We start from the raw sequence: 12365 nt of genomic DNA, 5'->3' as shown, positions 1-12365 counted from the left end.
TTTTCAAGTCCGCGGGTAGGCACTTTCCGCGCCTACCCGCTCTGGCACCCAGGATCAGGAGACCAGTTGCCGCTTGTCGTAGACCGAGTCGATCAGGCCGTACTCGGCCGCGCGCTGGGCGCTCATGAAGTTGTCGCGTTCGGTATCGCGCTTGATAGTTTCGAGATCCTGGCCAGTATGGTGTGCTAGCAGTTCGTTCAGGCGCGACTTGATGTTGAGGATTTCCTGGGCGTGGATCTCGATATCGGTCGCCTGACCCTGGAAACCACCCAGTGGCTGGTGAATCATCACCCGCGAGTTGGGCAGGCAGTGACGCTTGCCTGCAGCACCGGCAGCAAGCAGGAACGCACCCATGCTGCAGGCCTGGCCGATGCAGATGGTGGACACGTCCGGCTTGATGAACTGCATGGTGTCGTAGATCGACATGCCTGCAGTGACCGAACCGCCTGGGGAGTTGATGTACAGATGGATATCCTTGTCCGGGTTTTCCGCTTCAAGGAACAGCAGTTGCGCCACTACCAGGTTGGCCATGTAGTCTTCTACCGGACCCACCAGGAAGATCACGCGCTCCTTCAAGAGGCGCGAGTAGATGTCATAGGCGCGTTCGCCACGGGCGGACTGCTCGATAACCATCGGGACCAGGCCACCGGCGGCCTGGATGTCAGAGCTCTGCTGAATATAAGAATTGCGGGACATGTCCTGCACTCACTCCCAAATAGTCATGGCTTGAATACGCACAAGCCAGCGCGAAGGCTGGCTTGTGGGGTTTTCCTACGAAGGAGGAAATCACTCAGCGGCGGCAGGTGCCTGTGCTGGCTTGACAGCTTCTTCGTACGAGACCGACTTGTCGGTCACAGTCGCTTTCTGCAGGACAGTATCTACAACTTGTTCTTCCAGCACAACCGAACGGACTTCGTTCAGTTGCTGGTCGTTCTTGTAGTACCAGGCCACGACTTGTTCTGGTTCCTGGTAGGCCGAAGCCATTTCCTGGATCAGTTCGCGAACGCGGGCTTCGTCCGGCTTCAGCTCGTTCTGCTTGACCACTTCGGCGACGATCAGGCCCAGCACGACGCGGCGCTTGGCTTGCTCTTCGAACAGTTCGGCCGGCAGTTGCTCAGGCTTGATGTTGCCACCGAATTGCTGGACGGCTTGAACGCGCAGGCGGTTCACTTCGTTTTCCAGCAGGGCTTTCGGGACTTCGATCGGGTTGGCAGCCAGCAGGCCGTCCATTACCTGGTTCTTGACCTTGGTCTTGATCGCCTGGCGCAGCTCACGCTCCATGTTCTTGCGAACTTCGGTGCGGAAGCCGTCGATGCCGGTTTCCTTGATACCGAACTGGGCGAAGAACTCTTCGTTCAGCTCAGGCAGTTTCGGCTCGGAAACGCTGTTGACGGTAACGGTGAACTCGGCGGCTTTGCCAGCCAGGTCCAGGTTCTGGTAGTCCTCGGGGAAGGTCAGGGTCAGAACGCGCTCTTCACCCGCCTTGGCGCCAACCAGGCCTTCTTCGAAGCCCGGGATCATGCGGCCGGAACCCAGGACCAGCTGGGTGCCCTTGGCGGAACCGCCAGCGAAGGCTTCGCCGTCGATCTTGCCGACGAAATCGATATTCAGCTGGTCTTCGTTCTGGGCAGCGCGGTCAGCGGCTTCGAAACGGGTGTTCTGCTTGCGCAGGACTTCCAGCATGTTGTCCAGGTCGGCGTCGGCAACGTCAGCGCTCAGGCGCTCGACGGCGATCGATTCGAAGCCGGCAACAGCGAACTCAGGGAACACTTCGAAGATGGCGACGAACTCGAGGTCCTTGCCTTTTTCGAAGGATTTTGGCTCGACGGCAGGCGCACCGGCCGGGTTCAGCTTCTGCTCGACAACGGCTTCGTAGAAGGAAGCCTGGACCAGGTCGCCGAACGCTTCCTGACGGGCAGCGTCTTCGTAACGCTGACGGATCACGCTCATAGGTACTTTGCCAGGGCGGAAGCCTGGAACCTTGGCGCGACGGGCAGTCTGTTGCAGACGCTTGTTGACTTCAGTCTCGACGCGCTCTGCCGGTACGGCGATGGTCATACGACGCTCGAGAGCGGAAGTATTTTCAACAGAAACTTGCATGAATATTCCTCGTTGCACAGACGTTAGCCGGCGATACCCGACTCCAGAATCAAGGGCAAGCATTCTAGTAGTTCAGACACCAGAAGTCACCCTGTTCGACCCGGAGACGAACAGCACCGGCCCTCAATAATTTTCAGAAAAGCCCGGACCGCGCCAGAGCAACACTGCAACCTGCAAAACAGAGCCTGTGCGCAACCCGGAAAAGCAATCGACAAGCCATCCGGAATCAGGAGGAAAGACCGTCGACCTCGTTGAAGTCGCAATACTCTTCCCAACTCATGCCCAGTGCCTCGGCCACTTCGCGATGGACCTCCATGCGCATGACCTGCAGCTCCTCGGCAGACTCTGCGACCAGGCGCAATGTCAGCTCCCAGGGCTCGATACCCTGCTCCTGCGCCTCATCCTCGAACGCCCACTGGATCTGCTGGCGCTGTTCAACCTCGTCCAGCGCAGCAATTTCCGCCAGCAAATGCGGATTCGCCTGGGTGAAACGCTCCAGCGCAACCGCCTGGCGGGATTCTTTAGCAATCATTTTTCACTACCTGCTCGCCAGGGCCCTGGCATCGGATCAAACCACTGAAACTTATCAGCTTTCAGTGGAACGTTGCCAGCCATCCGGCGTCTGATATTGACTGAGTCGCGGCGAATAATTCCGTCAGCAAAAGAGGAATTATCCTACGAACGGCATGGAACTTCGTTTGCAAAGCCAGGTCCGGCCCCGCTACCCTAGCGCCCCGCGCCTAGCCAACGCGTTTCATTTACATTAACGCCATTCAGGCATGAAGAGCGAAACCGCAAGGACGTACCTGTGTTGAAAAAACTCCTGATCGTCAGCGCCTGGCCCTTTCACTGCTCACTCGCACTCGCCACCCCTCTTCACGCCTCGTTCGACCCAGGCGCGCAGTATGCCATCGTCGAAATCAGCGGCGCACCGGAAAGGCTCTCGGTGATCACCCAGCGCACAGGCATCAGCGGAACCAGTTACTCCGCGCGCCAATTCAACTGCCTCACGCACACCGTTCGCTTCATGGGCTCCGCAACATCTCTCAAGGACCTGGCCAGCGCCCGGCCCGATGATGAGGCAACACCGATCTTCAAAGGCTCGCTTTCACGCGATATCAGCGATGTCGCTTGCGACAGCACCTCACCGACCGACCCCGTCCAGCAACGCGCAGAACTGAGCGCGAACACCCGCTGAACACCACCTTAACAACGGAACATGTCGCATCAAGGGCGGGCAAGCCGCCCGTTAAAAACGAAAAAGGCGCCTGGTTTTCACCAGGCGCCTTTTCACAATATGGGGTGGACGAAGGGAATCGAACCCTCGACCACAGGAATCACAATCCTGCGCTCTACCAACTGAGCTACGTCCACCATAACGCTGACTTGCTGCTTTCCCACACTTCAGTGCAAGGCGGTGAAAGCTTGAATGGTGCGGACGAAGAGACTCGAACTCATCAACCGGGGACCACCCTGCTTGAGGGCCGCGATTCTAGGGGCTTGCAGGGGAGGCATGCAAGCTTTTTTGTTCCCAGGTTGTTCCCAGTTTGCGCGTGGACGTCATCAGCCAGACGCTCCGCCAGAGGGTAAACGCCGTTTCATGTTGACCCCTCAAAAAAAGGTAATTTTGGTAATTGGATTTTTGAAATGCGCTGGAGGCCACGTAAATCAAGGGCTCCAGCCTTTTTGAAAAAGGTAATTTTTTGGTAATTGAAAGGTAATTGGATTACCTCAACTGGTGGTTGGCTACCCGAAATTCCATCTCCTTTAAAATCAGGCACTTACGAAAAAATTACCTTTCCCCTTACCTCAGATTACCTTTTGAGGTAATCGCTGAAGGCCTTGTGGGTAAAGGGCTTGAGCACTGGTCTGCCCTCCTCCTAACCGAAATTACCTTTTTTTGAGGGTCAACCTGAAAACCGCCCAGACAGATCACTACACTGGGTAGGCGACCAGGAGAGGCACCATGCGAGAGAGCGATGAGAAACGCCTTGAAGATCTACTGGGCGCAGGTGAGCCACTGACTGCGCAAGCGATCGAGGCTCTGCGGAAGTATCACGCCGCTCGCGGTGTCCTACCCGATGACCAGGTGGAGGGACTACGCAAGAAGGCAGAGTTTTTGTTCGAAGCTCTCAGCGAATATCAACAGAAAGCACTGGGCGGAAAAGCCCCACCCCTGCAATAGGCACCACCTGCAGGGATTTGCAGGGATCCTCACACCCGTATTCATCAAGGCCGCCCGCAGCCGGCATGGCTCGCATAGGGCCGCAGGGGTGCCGAAAAATCACGACATTTAGACCGCCGGCGCGGCGTGGGGGAAGTGGCGCGCGCCGGGTGCGGGTCGCGAATCGAGCAAATCGCTGATACTGTTCATTCATACAGTATTGAATGGGGTCGGCCATGCTGATCGATGACACAGGGTTCGAGCTGGGCATGCCCACGCGCGAGGAGATGATCAAGCACCAGGTGGCGCTGCTGAAGCATGAGCGCGAGGACGCATGGCTCCGTCTGGCCAAGGCGAACGAAGACATCCAGCGGCTGATTGAAATCAACGAGGGACTGAACCGTCAGATCAACGACCTGCGGCGTCAATTGAATGGGGGAAACGTGGACCAAGAAAGGGAGCATATTCATGGGTTGCACTCAGGTCAGTTCCCGACCTGGGGCATTAAGGGGCCAAGCACCGAGGAGATCCTGGCGGAGATCGCTGAACGTGAAGCGGGGCCGCCGAAACCCCCGTAAACATTGGGCAAAACCTTTTAAACCTGTGGCTTGAACACCCCCAAAGTGCTAGGATTAGCTGGGGTTTTCCATACTCCAATTCGGCTTTTTTTAGGCCCGCCGAGACGCAAAAAAGCCGTCACAAGGACGGCTTCCTGTTGCAATGAGCGGTCACCAGTTGAAGTAGATCAGCTCGTTGGCCACCTTCCCGCCTTTGCCACTCACCATGTGCCGGAATGGCACCACCTTCAGGCGCAGGTCAGCGAATACCTCGCGGATCTGCGGATGGTCGTTGATCGAGATGACCATCTTTCCCTTGCACGACTTGGCCAGGTCAGCCATGGCCTGGTACTGCTCGAAGCCGAACTGACCTGGGCAGTAGCCCGACGTCTCCCAATACGGTGGATCCAGGTAAAAGAGCGTGTGCTCCCGATCATATCGGCGAACACATTCCTGCCAATCCAAGTGCTCCACCGTGGTTCTGGCCAGCCGTAGGTGTGCCTCGCTGAGCTTCTCCTCGATCCGCAGGAGATTCAACCGCGGGGCTGAGGTGGTGGCCGTTCCGAATGTTCTGCTTGTCGGCTTCGCCCCGAAGCACAACTGCTGCAGGTAGAAGAACCGGGCGGCTCGCTGGATATCCGTCAGGGACTCTACGGCCTGCATGTTGGCCCATTCGAACATCTTCCGGCTCACCAGTGACCACTTGAACTGGCGGATCAGCTCCTCCAGGTGGTGGGCGACCACGCGGTACAGGTTCACCACCTCGCCGTCGAAGTCGTTGATCACCTCCACGCGGCTGGGCTCTTTCATAAAGAACAGAGCTGCACCACCGCAGAAGGGCTCTACATAGCAGTCGTGGTCGGGAAACTCGGGCAGGATGTGTTTCGCCATGCGGCGCTTGCCGCCCATCCAGGGAAAAATCGGTTGCGACATCAATAGTCCTTTCAGTAGTCCACAGGCGACCGTCCGATCGCCCTTCACGCATCACCCAGGGCGCTTACGCCTTGGGCGGTAACTCAAACGGCTGGAAGCTCACCACCTCCTCTCCCAACCAGTCATTCACCTGGGCCAGGCGCGCCTGCACCGGCTCCAGCTCGTTGACGGCCCAGACCTCTGTCGCCTCCCGGATCGAGCCGAAGCCGCCGGCGTTCTGCGGCACCACCCCCATCAACTGCGGCGGGATCCGCAGCGCGGCCAACAGGTCGTCGCGGCTGATGTTCTTGATTGCCGCGAAATCGTCCTTGGCCGCTACCTCGCTGATCGGCAGCAATTGAATGCCATCCTTCTTGCCACCAGGTGCGTACATGAACAGGTTGCGGAAGTTGCCCGGCCCCTTGCTGTTCTTCATGGCGTCGCGCAGGTCGTCGACGAACTTCTCGTTCTGCACCGCGTCGGTCATGTAGAGCACGAACCCGGCGTGGCTGCCGTTCTGGTAGTACTTGCGCCGGAACAGCGTCGCGCTCTCGTTGAGCAGCGCGCTCTGCAGCGCCGGCATCCACTCCGGAAGCCCGTAGACCTCTTGGTTGATATCAGCCTCGCGCAGGTGGCAGATGCTCCCGGTCTTGAACTGGTGCTCGTCCTTCCAGCCGCGCACCTGGTAGTAGGTGTCCAGGTCGGTACCGCGGCGCATGTACTTTGCCAGGCAAGGCAGTAAGCCCAGGGCCCGACCTAGCATGTTGTCGCGCTTCTCCAGGTAGAGGTTGCCGCACCACCCCCAGTCCATGACGATCTGTTCGAAGGCCTGGCGGCTGAGCAATCGATGGGGCTTGAACGTCCGGACCAGCATGTTGCGCTTGAAGGTGAGCCCGGACTGCAGATACACGCTCGCCCGGGTTGACCGGGCCAGGCCATCGAGGGAGACCGGCGGCTCATACCATCGCCCATTGGACCAGCACTCCAGGTAGTCCAGGATCTCGCGCCCATCGAGCACTGGTACCGGATCCCCGAACGTGAACGCCATGCCCTGAGCACCTTGACCTTTCGCCAGCAGCTCGCCCTCGACGGCCACCGGCTGCCCGCCATTGTCTTCGCTCATCAATAAATCTCCATGATCACGGAATTCGTTGCCGTCTGGCCTTCCAGCGGCTCGTTGTGGATTGCGTGGAACAGCGCCCAGGCCAGGTCGGCGTGGCCGGTGGCCTCGTTGCGGCCGGCAACGAACGTGAATTGCCGCCCGCCCGGCGTGATCGTCTTGCGCACCGCCATCAGCGCTTGGGCGAGATCCGTCCAGCCGGCGTCGAACTCGAGGCGCCCCTTGCTGATCACGTCCCACGCCTTCATCACCAAGCGCCCCTTCAGCTCCACGTTGTAGGAGAACGCCCGGACGGCCGGGAAGAACTGCTTGACCAGCTGCGCAACCGCGCCACCGATGCCAGTTGTGTCGATACCGATGTACGTGACCCAGTAGCGCTCCGTCACCTTGCGGATCGTCTCGGCCTGGGCGTTGAAGTCCATCCCCCGGAACTGGTGGCGCTCCAGCACCCGGAACTTGCCTCCAGGTACCAACGGTGGCGCCACGACGATCAGGCCCGCCGAATCGCCCGTTTCAGCCGGGTCGTATCCCACCCAGACCTGCCGATCGGCAAACGGCCTGGCCGCGAACGGCTTGTAGTCCTCCCAGGTCGACCAACTGTCCACCATGCACGGCTGAAGCATGGTCAGCGGGAAGATGCTCGCGCCGTCGTCGACGAACTGGCACATCAGCAGGTTCTGGTAGGCCGCGGCGTCGTATTCCAGGCGCAGCTCGTCGATGTCGAACAGGTCGCAGCCACGTTCCTCCGCGTCCAGAATCGTGACGATCTGCCGCCAGACCCGGTCGTCGCAGAGCCGGCCCTGCTGCAGCGCGCTGTGGCTGACGTCCAGTTTCAAGTGCTGGGCTGTCGGCTTGCCCTTGTTGAAGCGCTCACCGGTCCAGAAGGTGTAGGCCTCGTGCGCCATTGAGCTGGGCGTCGAGAAGTAGGTCCGGCGGTAGCGCTTCTGCATCGCCATGCCGGAGGCGACCTTGTTCAGCTCGTTGAACTTGAAGGTCCAGAAGAATTCGTCGAAGTAGAAGTTGCCGTGGTAGCCCTGGGCAGTCCGGGCGTTGGTACCCAAGAAGTGCAGCTCGGCACCGTTGGACAGGATGATCGGGTCGCCTGACAGCTCGACGCCGATCGTGTCGCGGGCGAACGCCTGGATGTAGGCCTTGAAAATGTGGGCCTGCGCCTTGCTGGCCGACAGGAAAATCTGGTTACGGCCGGTGGTCAGCGCATCGATCAGCGCCTCCCTGGCAAAGTAATACGTTGCACCGATCTGCCGGCTCTTGAGGATTGCCCTGGTCCGCTGGTTGCCCGCGCGGTACCAGTCGAGTTGGTAGTCGAAGCATCCCTCGACGAAGGCCTCGACCAGTTTCTCGACCGCCTCCTCGGGGATGCCGTTGCGCTTGGGCTTGCGCTTCTCGCCAGAGTTACGCTTGGCCAGTTCGGGGTTGAGGTCGGTCTCGGTGCCGCCGTTCTGGAACCGCTCGATTCGCGCCTGCCGCTCCAACTGGCGGTGCAGCAGGTCGATTTCCTTGAAGTCGGTCCCGGACTTCGGATCCTTGAGCAGCAGTTGCACCAGGCGCGCTTCCGTCGCGGCCTGGATCCGCTGCAGCGGCGTAGCCCGGTCCCACTCGTCCCGGTTTTTCCAGCTGTGAAGGGTCTTCTCTTTCTCGCCGATCAGCTCGGCGATCTCGCACACGCGATACCCCTGCCAATACAGGTGCTTGGCATGGCGGCGGTGGTCAGTGGGCAGGTCGACGATGGCATTCATGGCGCCGATGCTGCCGTTCGCGCGCGCGTTCCCCTATCGCCGGCCCCTGTAGCGTGCGGCCCTACAACTGCGCCGCGTTGCCCCGGGCGCGCGGTGTGTCGACCATGCCCTCACCGCCAGGCACAACGCCACCGCCACATCATCGAGGGAATCGCAGCATGGCCGGCAAAACCGACACCCCACCCAAGAAGTACCGCTCGAAGTGGACCCGCATTGCTGTTGAGGGGGCCACCACCGACGGCCGGACCATCGAACGATCCTGGATCGAGGACATGGCCAGCACCTACAGCCCGAACACCTACGGCGCCCGGATCAACTGCGAGCACATCAAGGGCTACCTGCCCAGGAGCGACTTCGGGTCCTACGGCGACGTCCTGGCACTGAAATCGGAAGAAGTCGAGATCGCCGGCGTGAAGAAGCTGGCCTTGTTCGCCCAGCTCCAGCCGAACGACATGCTGCTTGAGCTGAACAAGGCCGGGCAGAAGATCTACACCTCGATCGAGGTTCAGCCCAAGTTCGCCGACTCCGGCAAGGCCTACCTGATTGGCCTGGCGGTGACCGACACCCCGGCCAGCCTGGGTACCGAGGCGCTCAGCTTCAGCGCCCAGCACGGGACCATGAACAACCGGAAACAGCACAAGGACAACCTGTTCACCGCGGCCGAGGAGACCGCACTGGAATTCGAGGAAGTCACCGACAGCGAGAGCAAGGTCCTGGGCCTGTTCAACCGCGTCATGGACGTCCTCGGCAAGAGCAAGGACAAGGAAGGCAAGGACGCCGCTCAATTCTCCGAACTGGCCACCGCCATCGAGGCGCTGGCCACCCATGCCAAGGAGCAAGGCGAGGCGTTCACCGAAGAGGTGGCGGCCCGGACGGACCTGGTCGAGAAGCTGATGAAGCTCACCACCGACTTCAACGGACTGGTCAAGCGCCTGGACGAAACCCAAGACCACAGCCAGAAGCAACGGCCTGCCGCTACCGGCGGTGAAGGCAAGTCCTTGGCCACCTTCTGACACAACACCTGTCCATTCGGAGCACAGCATGCGTAATGAAACCCGTGTCGCCTTCAACGGCTACCTCGGCCACGTAGCAAAACTCAACGGCGTAGAGAGCGCCGCCGTGAAATTCAACGTCGAGCCGAGCATCCAGCAAAAGCTGGAGACTGCGATCCAGGAGGGCATCGCGTTCCTGGGTCGCATCAACGTCATCGGCGTGATCGAGCAGTCTGGCGAAGCGCTGCTGCTGGGCGTCAACGGTCCAATCGCCAGCCGGACCAACACCGCGGCCGGCAACCGTCGCAATCCTGGTGAGCGCCAGTCGCTGACCAAGGACAGCTACACCTGCAAGCAGACCAACTTCGACAGTGCCTTCCCGTATCCGCTGCTGGATGCCTGGGCGAAATTCCCGGACTTCCAGGTTCGGCTGACCAACGCCATCGCGCAGCGCCAGGGTCTGGACCGGATCATGATCGGTTGGCACGGGGTATCGGTGGCTCCCGCAAGTAATCCGGCCACCTATCCAATGCGTCAGGACGTCAACATTGGCTGGCTGAAAAAGATCCGGGACGGCGCTCCCGATCGAGTGATCGATCACGGCACGAAAGTGGACGGCAAAGTCATCATCGGTCCGGACGGCGACTACAAGACGCTCGACGGCTTGGTCTTCGATGCCGTCCAACTGCTTGACCCGTGGCACCGCCAACACCCGGAACTGGTCGTGATCGTGTCGCGTAATCTGCTCCACGAGAAGCTGCTCACCGCCGTGGAGAAAGGCGCCGCCTCCAACCAGGAGGAGAACGCCGCTCAGGAAATCGTCAGCCGAGCTCGCCTGGGCGGCTTACCGATCGTCGACGTGCCTTACTTCCCGGACAACACCGTCCTGGTCACTACCCTGTCGAACTTGTCCATCTACTGGCAGGAGGCCGCGCGCCGCCGTCACCTGAAGGACGAGCCGGAATACGACCGAATCGCCGACTATCAGTCCTCCAACGACGCCTACGTCGTCGAAGACTTCGGCCTGGTCGCTCTGGTCGAAAACATCGAGAAGGCTTAATCCATGGCCCTGACCCTCGCTCAACAGACCCAGCTACGTAAGCGTGCAGCGATCGAGGCGGCAGCTGTCGCCCCGGCCGCGATGATGGACGGCGCGACCGGCTACGAAATGATGCTGGCCAAGCTCCAGCAGGATCAGTTCCGCCTCAAGCAGATCCAGTCCGGCGAGGCCAAGGGCAAATTCAAGGCCGAGCTGCTGCCTGAGTACGTGCCGTACATCGAGGGCGTACTGCAGGCCGGCCAAGGCGCCCAGGACGACGTCGTGGTCACCGTTATGGTCTGGCGCTTCGACGCCGGCGACTTCGAAGGCGGTCTCGATGTCGCGGGATATGTCCTGCAGCACGACCTCAAGATGCCCGACCGCTTCAACCGGACCACTGGCTGCGTTGTGGCCGAAGAGGTAGCGACCGCTGCACTCAAGGCACAGAAGGCCGGCGAAAGCTTCTCCCGTGACACGCTGACCCGTACCGCAGAGCTGACCGCCGACTCCGACATGCCGGACGAAGCCCGGGCCAAGCTGATGCTCGCCCTGGGCAGGGCCACGCTGGAAGGCCTGGACGACGAAAATCCTGGCCAGCCCGGGCAGATCGCCGCCGGCATCGAGCTGCTGAAGCGCGCAATCGAGCTGCACAGCAGCTGCGGTGGCAAGAAAGACCTGGAGCGCGCCGAGCGCCTCCTCAAGAAACACGCCGGCCCCACCGGCTAACCGAGCGTCCCCGCGCACCCCGGCGGCTCGGGGCGATCAGCGGCCCATGGCCGACCTGTGAAACCCCGACCACCGCCGACTTATTCAGAGCACGCGACCATGAGCGGATTCATTGCCGGCAGCCAGCCGGCCAGCGCCCCTGCGCCTGGTGCGCACATCAATACCGACAACTTCTGGCCGTCGATCGATCTCGACAAGCTGCGTGCGTCGTTGCGGATCGACGCCAGCGTCACGCCGGCACGGCTTGAAACCGCCGTCATTGCTGCGGCGATCAGCGTCAACGACGAACTGGACGAGTGGCGCCTTGCAAGGCTCGCCGAGGGGATTACTGCCCTGGCGGACTTCCCAAGCATGCCCGTCGCCGGCACCACAAAGCACCTCTATCTATATGGCCGCGCGGTCGAGGCCGCCACTGGCGCCGAGGTCTGCGAGCGCTACCGCGGCTACGACACCACCGCCAGCGGAAGCAAGAAAGCCGACGACACCGCCCCAACGATCGAGGACTACCGCCGGGACCAGAGATGGGCGATCCGCGATTTCCTGGGCAAGTCCCGCACCACCGTGGAGCTGCTGTGATGGAAAAGTTCGAAACCATCGACTGGAACGAGATCTCCCACCGAGGACTCCTGGTGCGCATCAATCGGGAGATCATGCATCCCCTCGGCCTGGCGGTCTGCCGGGATCCCGCTACGGGTCAGTCGGCAGGAGCGATCGTCTCTACCGATGGTCCGTTCGTTTTCGCAGAAGATGTCGGCCCAGTTCCATCACCTGCAGGCGCTGAGTGATGCCAGCCCAACTGCGGACAATCCAGAACGACACGGTCGACGCCCTGTGTTGGCGGCACTACGGCCGCACCATCGGCGTCGTCGAAGCCGTGCTCCAGGCAAACCCACGACTCGCAGACTACGGCCCGGTGCTGCCGGCCGGCGTCCTGGTCTCCCTCCCCGACCTCCAAACCCCAGCGCCGGAGCGCGCGATGGTGAACCTATGGGAATGAA

15 protein-coding genes and 1 tRNA gene are annotated in these 12365 nt (G+C 60.8%); 9 read left to right on the top strand and 7 right to left on the bottom strand.

The window, feature by feature from the left end; all coding sequences use genetic code 11:
* Positions 1 to 54 precede the first annotated feature (54 nt).
* The 3 genes from clpP to AC2CQI_RS00485 form a co-directional block, all read right to left on the bottom strand.
* A complete protein-coding gene (gene clpP / locus AC2CQI_RS00495; protein WP_075802447.1) occupies positions 55 to 696 on the bottom strand; it encodes an ATP-dependent Clp endopeptidase proteolytic subunit ClpP in 642 nt (213 codons plus the stop codon).
* Positions 697 to 786: 90 nt separating this feature from the next.
* Entirely contained in the window at positions 787 to 2100 is a 1314-nt protein-coding gene (gene tig / locus AC2CQI_RS00490; protein WP_484578774.1) for a trigger factor, read from the bottom strand.
* A gap of 226 nt (positions 2101 to 2326) precedes the next feature.
* Positions 2327 to 2632, bottom strand: a complete 306-nt coding sequence (locus AC2CQI_RS00485; protein WP_484578773.1) for a DUF6388 family protein — start codon at positions 2630 to 2632, stop codon at positions 2327 to 2329.
* 279 nt (positions 2633 to 2911) lie between these two features.
* Between AC2CQI_RS00485 and AC2CQI_RS00480 the strand changes: the two genes are divergently transcribed.
* Entirely contained in the window at positions 2912 to 3298 is a 387-nt protein-coding gene (locus AC2CQI_RS00480) for a hypothetical protein (protein WP_484578772.1), read from the top strand.
* A gap of 100 nt (positions 3299 to 3398) precedes the next feature.
* Here AC2CQI_RS00480 and AC2CQI_RS00475 read toward each other — a convergent pair.
* Positions 3399 to 3474: transfer RNA gene (locus tag AC2CQI_RS00475), tRNA-His, on the bottom strand.
* A gap of 592 nt (positions 3475 to 4066) precedes the next feature.
* On the opposite strand from AC2CQI_RS00475, the gene AC2CQI_RS00470 reads away from it, so the two are divergent.
* On the top strand, positions 4067 to 4285 hold the full coding sequence (locus AC2CQI_RS00470; RefSeq protein ID WP_484578771.1) for a hypothetical protein: 219 nt from the start codon (positions 4067 to 4069) through the stop codon (positions 4283 to 4285).
* Between the two features lie 215 nt (positions 4286 to 4500).
* The gene (locus AC2CQI_RS00465) at positions 4501 to 4842 is read left to right on the top strand and encodes a hypothetical protein (protein WP_484578770.1); all 342 of its coding nucleotides are present in this window, start codon (positions 4501 to 4503) and stop codon (positions 4840 to 4842) included.
* Between the two features lie 150 nt (positions 4843 to 4992).
* On the opposite strand, the gene AC2CQI_RS00460 is transcribed toward AC2CQI_RS00465, so the two are convergent.
* The 3 genes from AC2CQI_RS00460 to AC2CQI_RS00450 all read right to left on the bottom strand — a co-directional run bounded on the left by AC2CQI_RS00460 (position 4993) and on the right by AC2CQI_RS00450 (position 8610).
* Positions 4993 to 5754, bottom strand: a complete 762-nt coding sequence (locus AC2CQI_RS00460) for a DNA adenine methylase (protein ID WP_484578769.1) — start codon at positions 5752 to 5754, stop codon at positions 4993 to 4995.
* A 64-nt stretch (positions 5755 to 5818) separates the two neighbouring features.
* Complete coding sequence (locus tag AC2CQI_RS00455) at positions 5819 to 6856, bottom strand: phage portal protein (protein WP_484578768.1); 1038 nt, start codon at positions 6854 to 6856, stop codon at positions 5819 to 5821.
* Positions 6856 to 8610, bottom strand: coding sequence for a terminase ATPase subunit family protein (locus AC2CQI_RS00450; RefSeq protein WP_484578767.1), 1755 nt, complete (start codon positions 8608 to 8610; stop codon positions 6856 to 6858). The genes AC2CQI_RS00455 and AC2CQI_RS00450 overlap by 1 nt, the downstream gene beginning before the upstream one ends.
* 158 nt (positions 8611 to 8768) lie before the next feature.
* Between AC2CQI_RS00450 and AC2CQI_RS00445 the strand changes: the two genes are divergently transcribed.
* From AC2CQI_RS00445 to AC2CQI_RS00420, 6 genes are all read left to right on the top strand, one after another.
* Complete coding sequence (locus AC2CQI_RS00445; RefSeq protein ID WP_484578766.1) at positions 8769 to 9623, top strand: GPO family capsid scaffolding protein; 855 nt, start codon at positions 8769 to 8771, stop codon at positions 9621 to 9623.
* A gap of 28 nt (positions 9624 to 9651) precedes the next feature.
* Entirely contained in the window at positions 9652 to 10662 is a 1011-nt protein-coding gene (locus AC2CQI_RS00440) for a phage major capsid protein, P2 family (protein WP_484578765.1), read from the top strand.
* A 3-nt stretch (positions 10663 to 10665) separates the two neighbouring features.
* Positions 10666 to 11367 (top strand): phage terminase small subunit, encoded by a 702-nt coding sequence (locus tag AC2CQI_RS00435; protein ID WP_484578764.1) that lies wholly within the window; start codon positions 10666 to 10668, stop codon positions 11365 to 11367.
* Positions 11368 to 11466: 99 nt separating this feature from the next.
* Positions 11467 to 11943, top strand: coding sequence for a head completion/stabilization protein (locus AC2CQI_RS00430; RefSeq protein WP_484578763.1), 477 nt, complete (start codon positions 11467 to 11469; stop codon positions 11941 to 11943).
* Positions 11943 to 12152 (top strand): DUF7415 domain-containing protein, encoded by a 210-nt coding sequence (locus AC2CQI_RS00425; RefSeq protein ID WP_484578762.1) that lies wholly within the window; start codon positions 11943 to 11945, stop codon positions 12150 to 12152. The genes AC2CQI_RS00430 and AC2CQI_RS00425 overlap by 1 nt, the downstream gene beginning before the upstream one ends.
* Positions 12152 to 12364: a tail protein X gene (locus AC2CQI_RS00420; protein ID WP_484578761.1), complete on the top strand. Its 213-nt coding sequence runs from the start codon at positions 12152 to 12154 to the stop codon at positions 12362 to 12364. The genes AC2CQI_RS00425 and AC2CQI_RS00420 overlap by 1 nt, the downstream gene beginning before the upstream one ends.
* The last annotated feature ends 1 nt before the right edge of the window (position 12365 follow it).

Source organism: Pseudomonas sp. P2S-1 (genome assembly GCF_057197725.1).
This window is presented reverse-complemented; position numbering and strand designations above follow the sequence as displayed.

Bases quoted from the DNA above. Each gene is read 5' to 3' on its own strand.
- clpP (WP_075802447.1), bottom strand. From the start codon at position 696: ATGTCCCGCAATTCTTATATTCAGCAGAGCTCTGACATCCAGGCCGCC.
- tig (WP_484578774.1), bottom strand. From the start codon at position 2,100: ATGCAAGTTTCTGTTGAAAATACTTCCGCTCTCGAGCGTCGTATGACC.
- AC2CQI_RS00485 (WP_484578773.1), bottom strand. From the start codon at position 2,632: ATGATTGCTAAAGAATCCCGCCAGGCGGTTGCGCTGGAGCGTTTCACC.
- AC2CQI_RS00470 (WP_484578771.1), top strand. From the start codon at position 4,067: ATGCGAGAGAGCGATGAGAAACGCCTTGAAGATCTACTGGGCGCAGGT.
- AC2CQI_RS00465 (WP_484578770.1), top strand. From the start codon at position 4,501: ATGCTGATCGATGACACAGGGTTCGAGCTGGGCATGCCCACGCGCGAG.
- AC2CQI_RS00460 (WP_484578769.1), bottom strand. From the start codon at position 5,754: ATGTCGCAACCGATTTTTCCCTGGATGGGCGGCAAGCGCCGCATGGCG.
- AC2CQI_RS00455 (WP_484578768.1), bottom strand. From the start codon at position 6,856: ATGAGCGAAGACAATGGCGGGCAGCCGGTGGCCGTCGAGGGCGAGCTG.
- AC2CQI_RS00450 (WP_484578767.1), bottom strand. From the start codon at position 8,610: ATGAATGCCATCGTCGACCTGCCCACTGACCACCGCCGCCATGCCAAG.
- AC2CQI_RS00445 (WP_484578766.1), top strand. From the start codon at position 8,769: ATGGCCGGCAAAACCGACACCCCACCCAAGAAGTACCGCTCGAAGTGG.
- AC2CQI_RS00440 (WP_484578765.1), top strand. From the start codon at position 9,652: ATGCGTAATGAAACCCGTGTCGCCTTCAACGGCTACCTCGGCCACGTA.
- AC2CQI_RS00435 (WP_484578764.1), top strand. From the start codon at position 10,666: ATGGCCCTGACCCTCGCTCAACAGACCCAGCTACGTAAGCGTGCAGCG.
- AC2CQI_RS00430 (WP_484578763.1), top strand. From the start codon at position 11,467: ATGAGCGGATTCATTGCCGGCAGCCAGCCGGCCAGCGCCCCTGCGCCT.
- AC2CQI_RS00425 (WP_484578762.1), top strand. From the start codon at position 11,943: ATGGAAAAGTTCGAAACCATCGACTGGAACGAGATCTCCCACCGAGGA.
- AC2CQI_RS00420 (WP_484578761.1), top strand. From the start codon at position 12,152: ATGCCAGCCCAACTGCGGACAATCCAGAACGACACGGTCGACGCCCTG.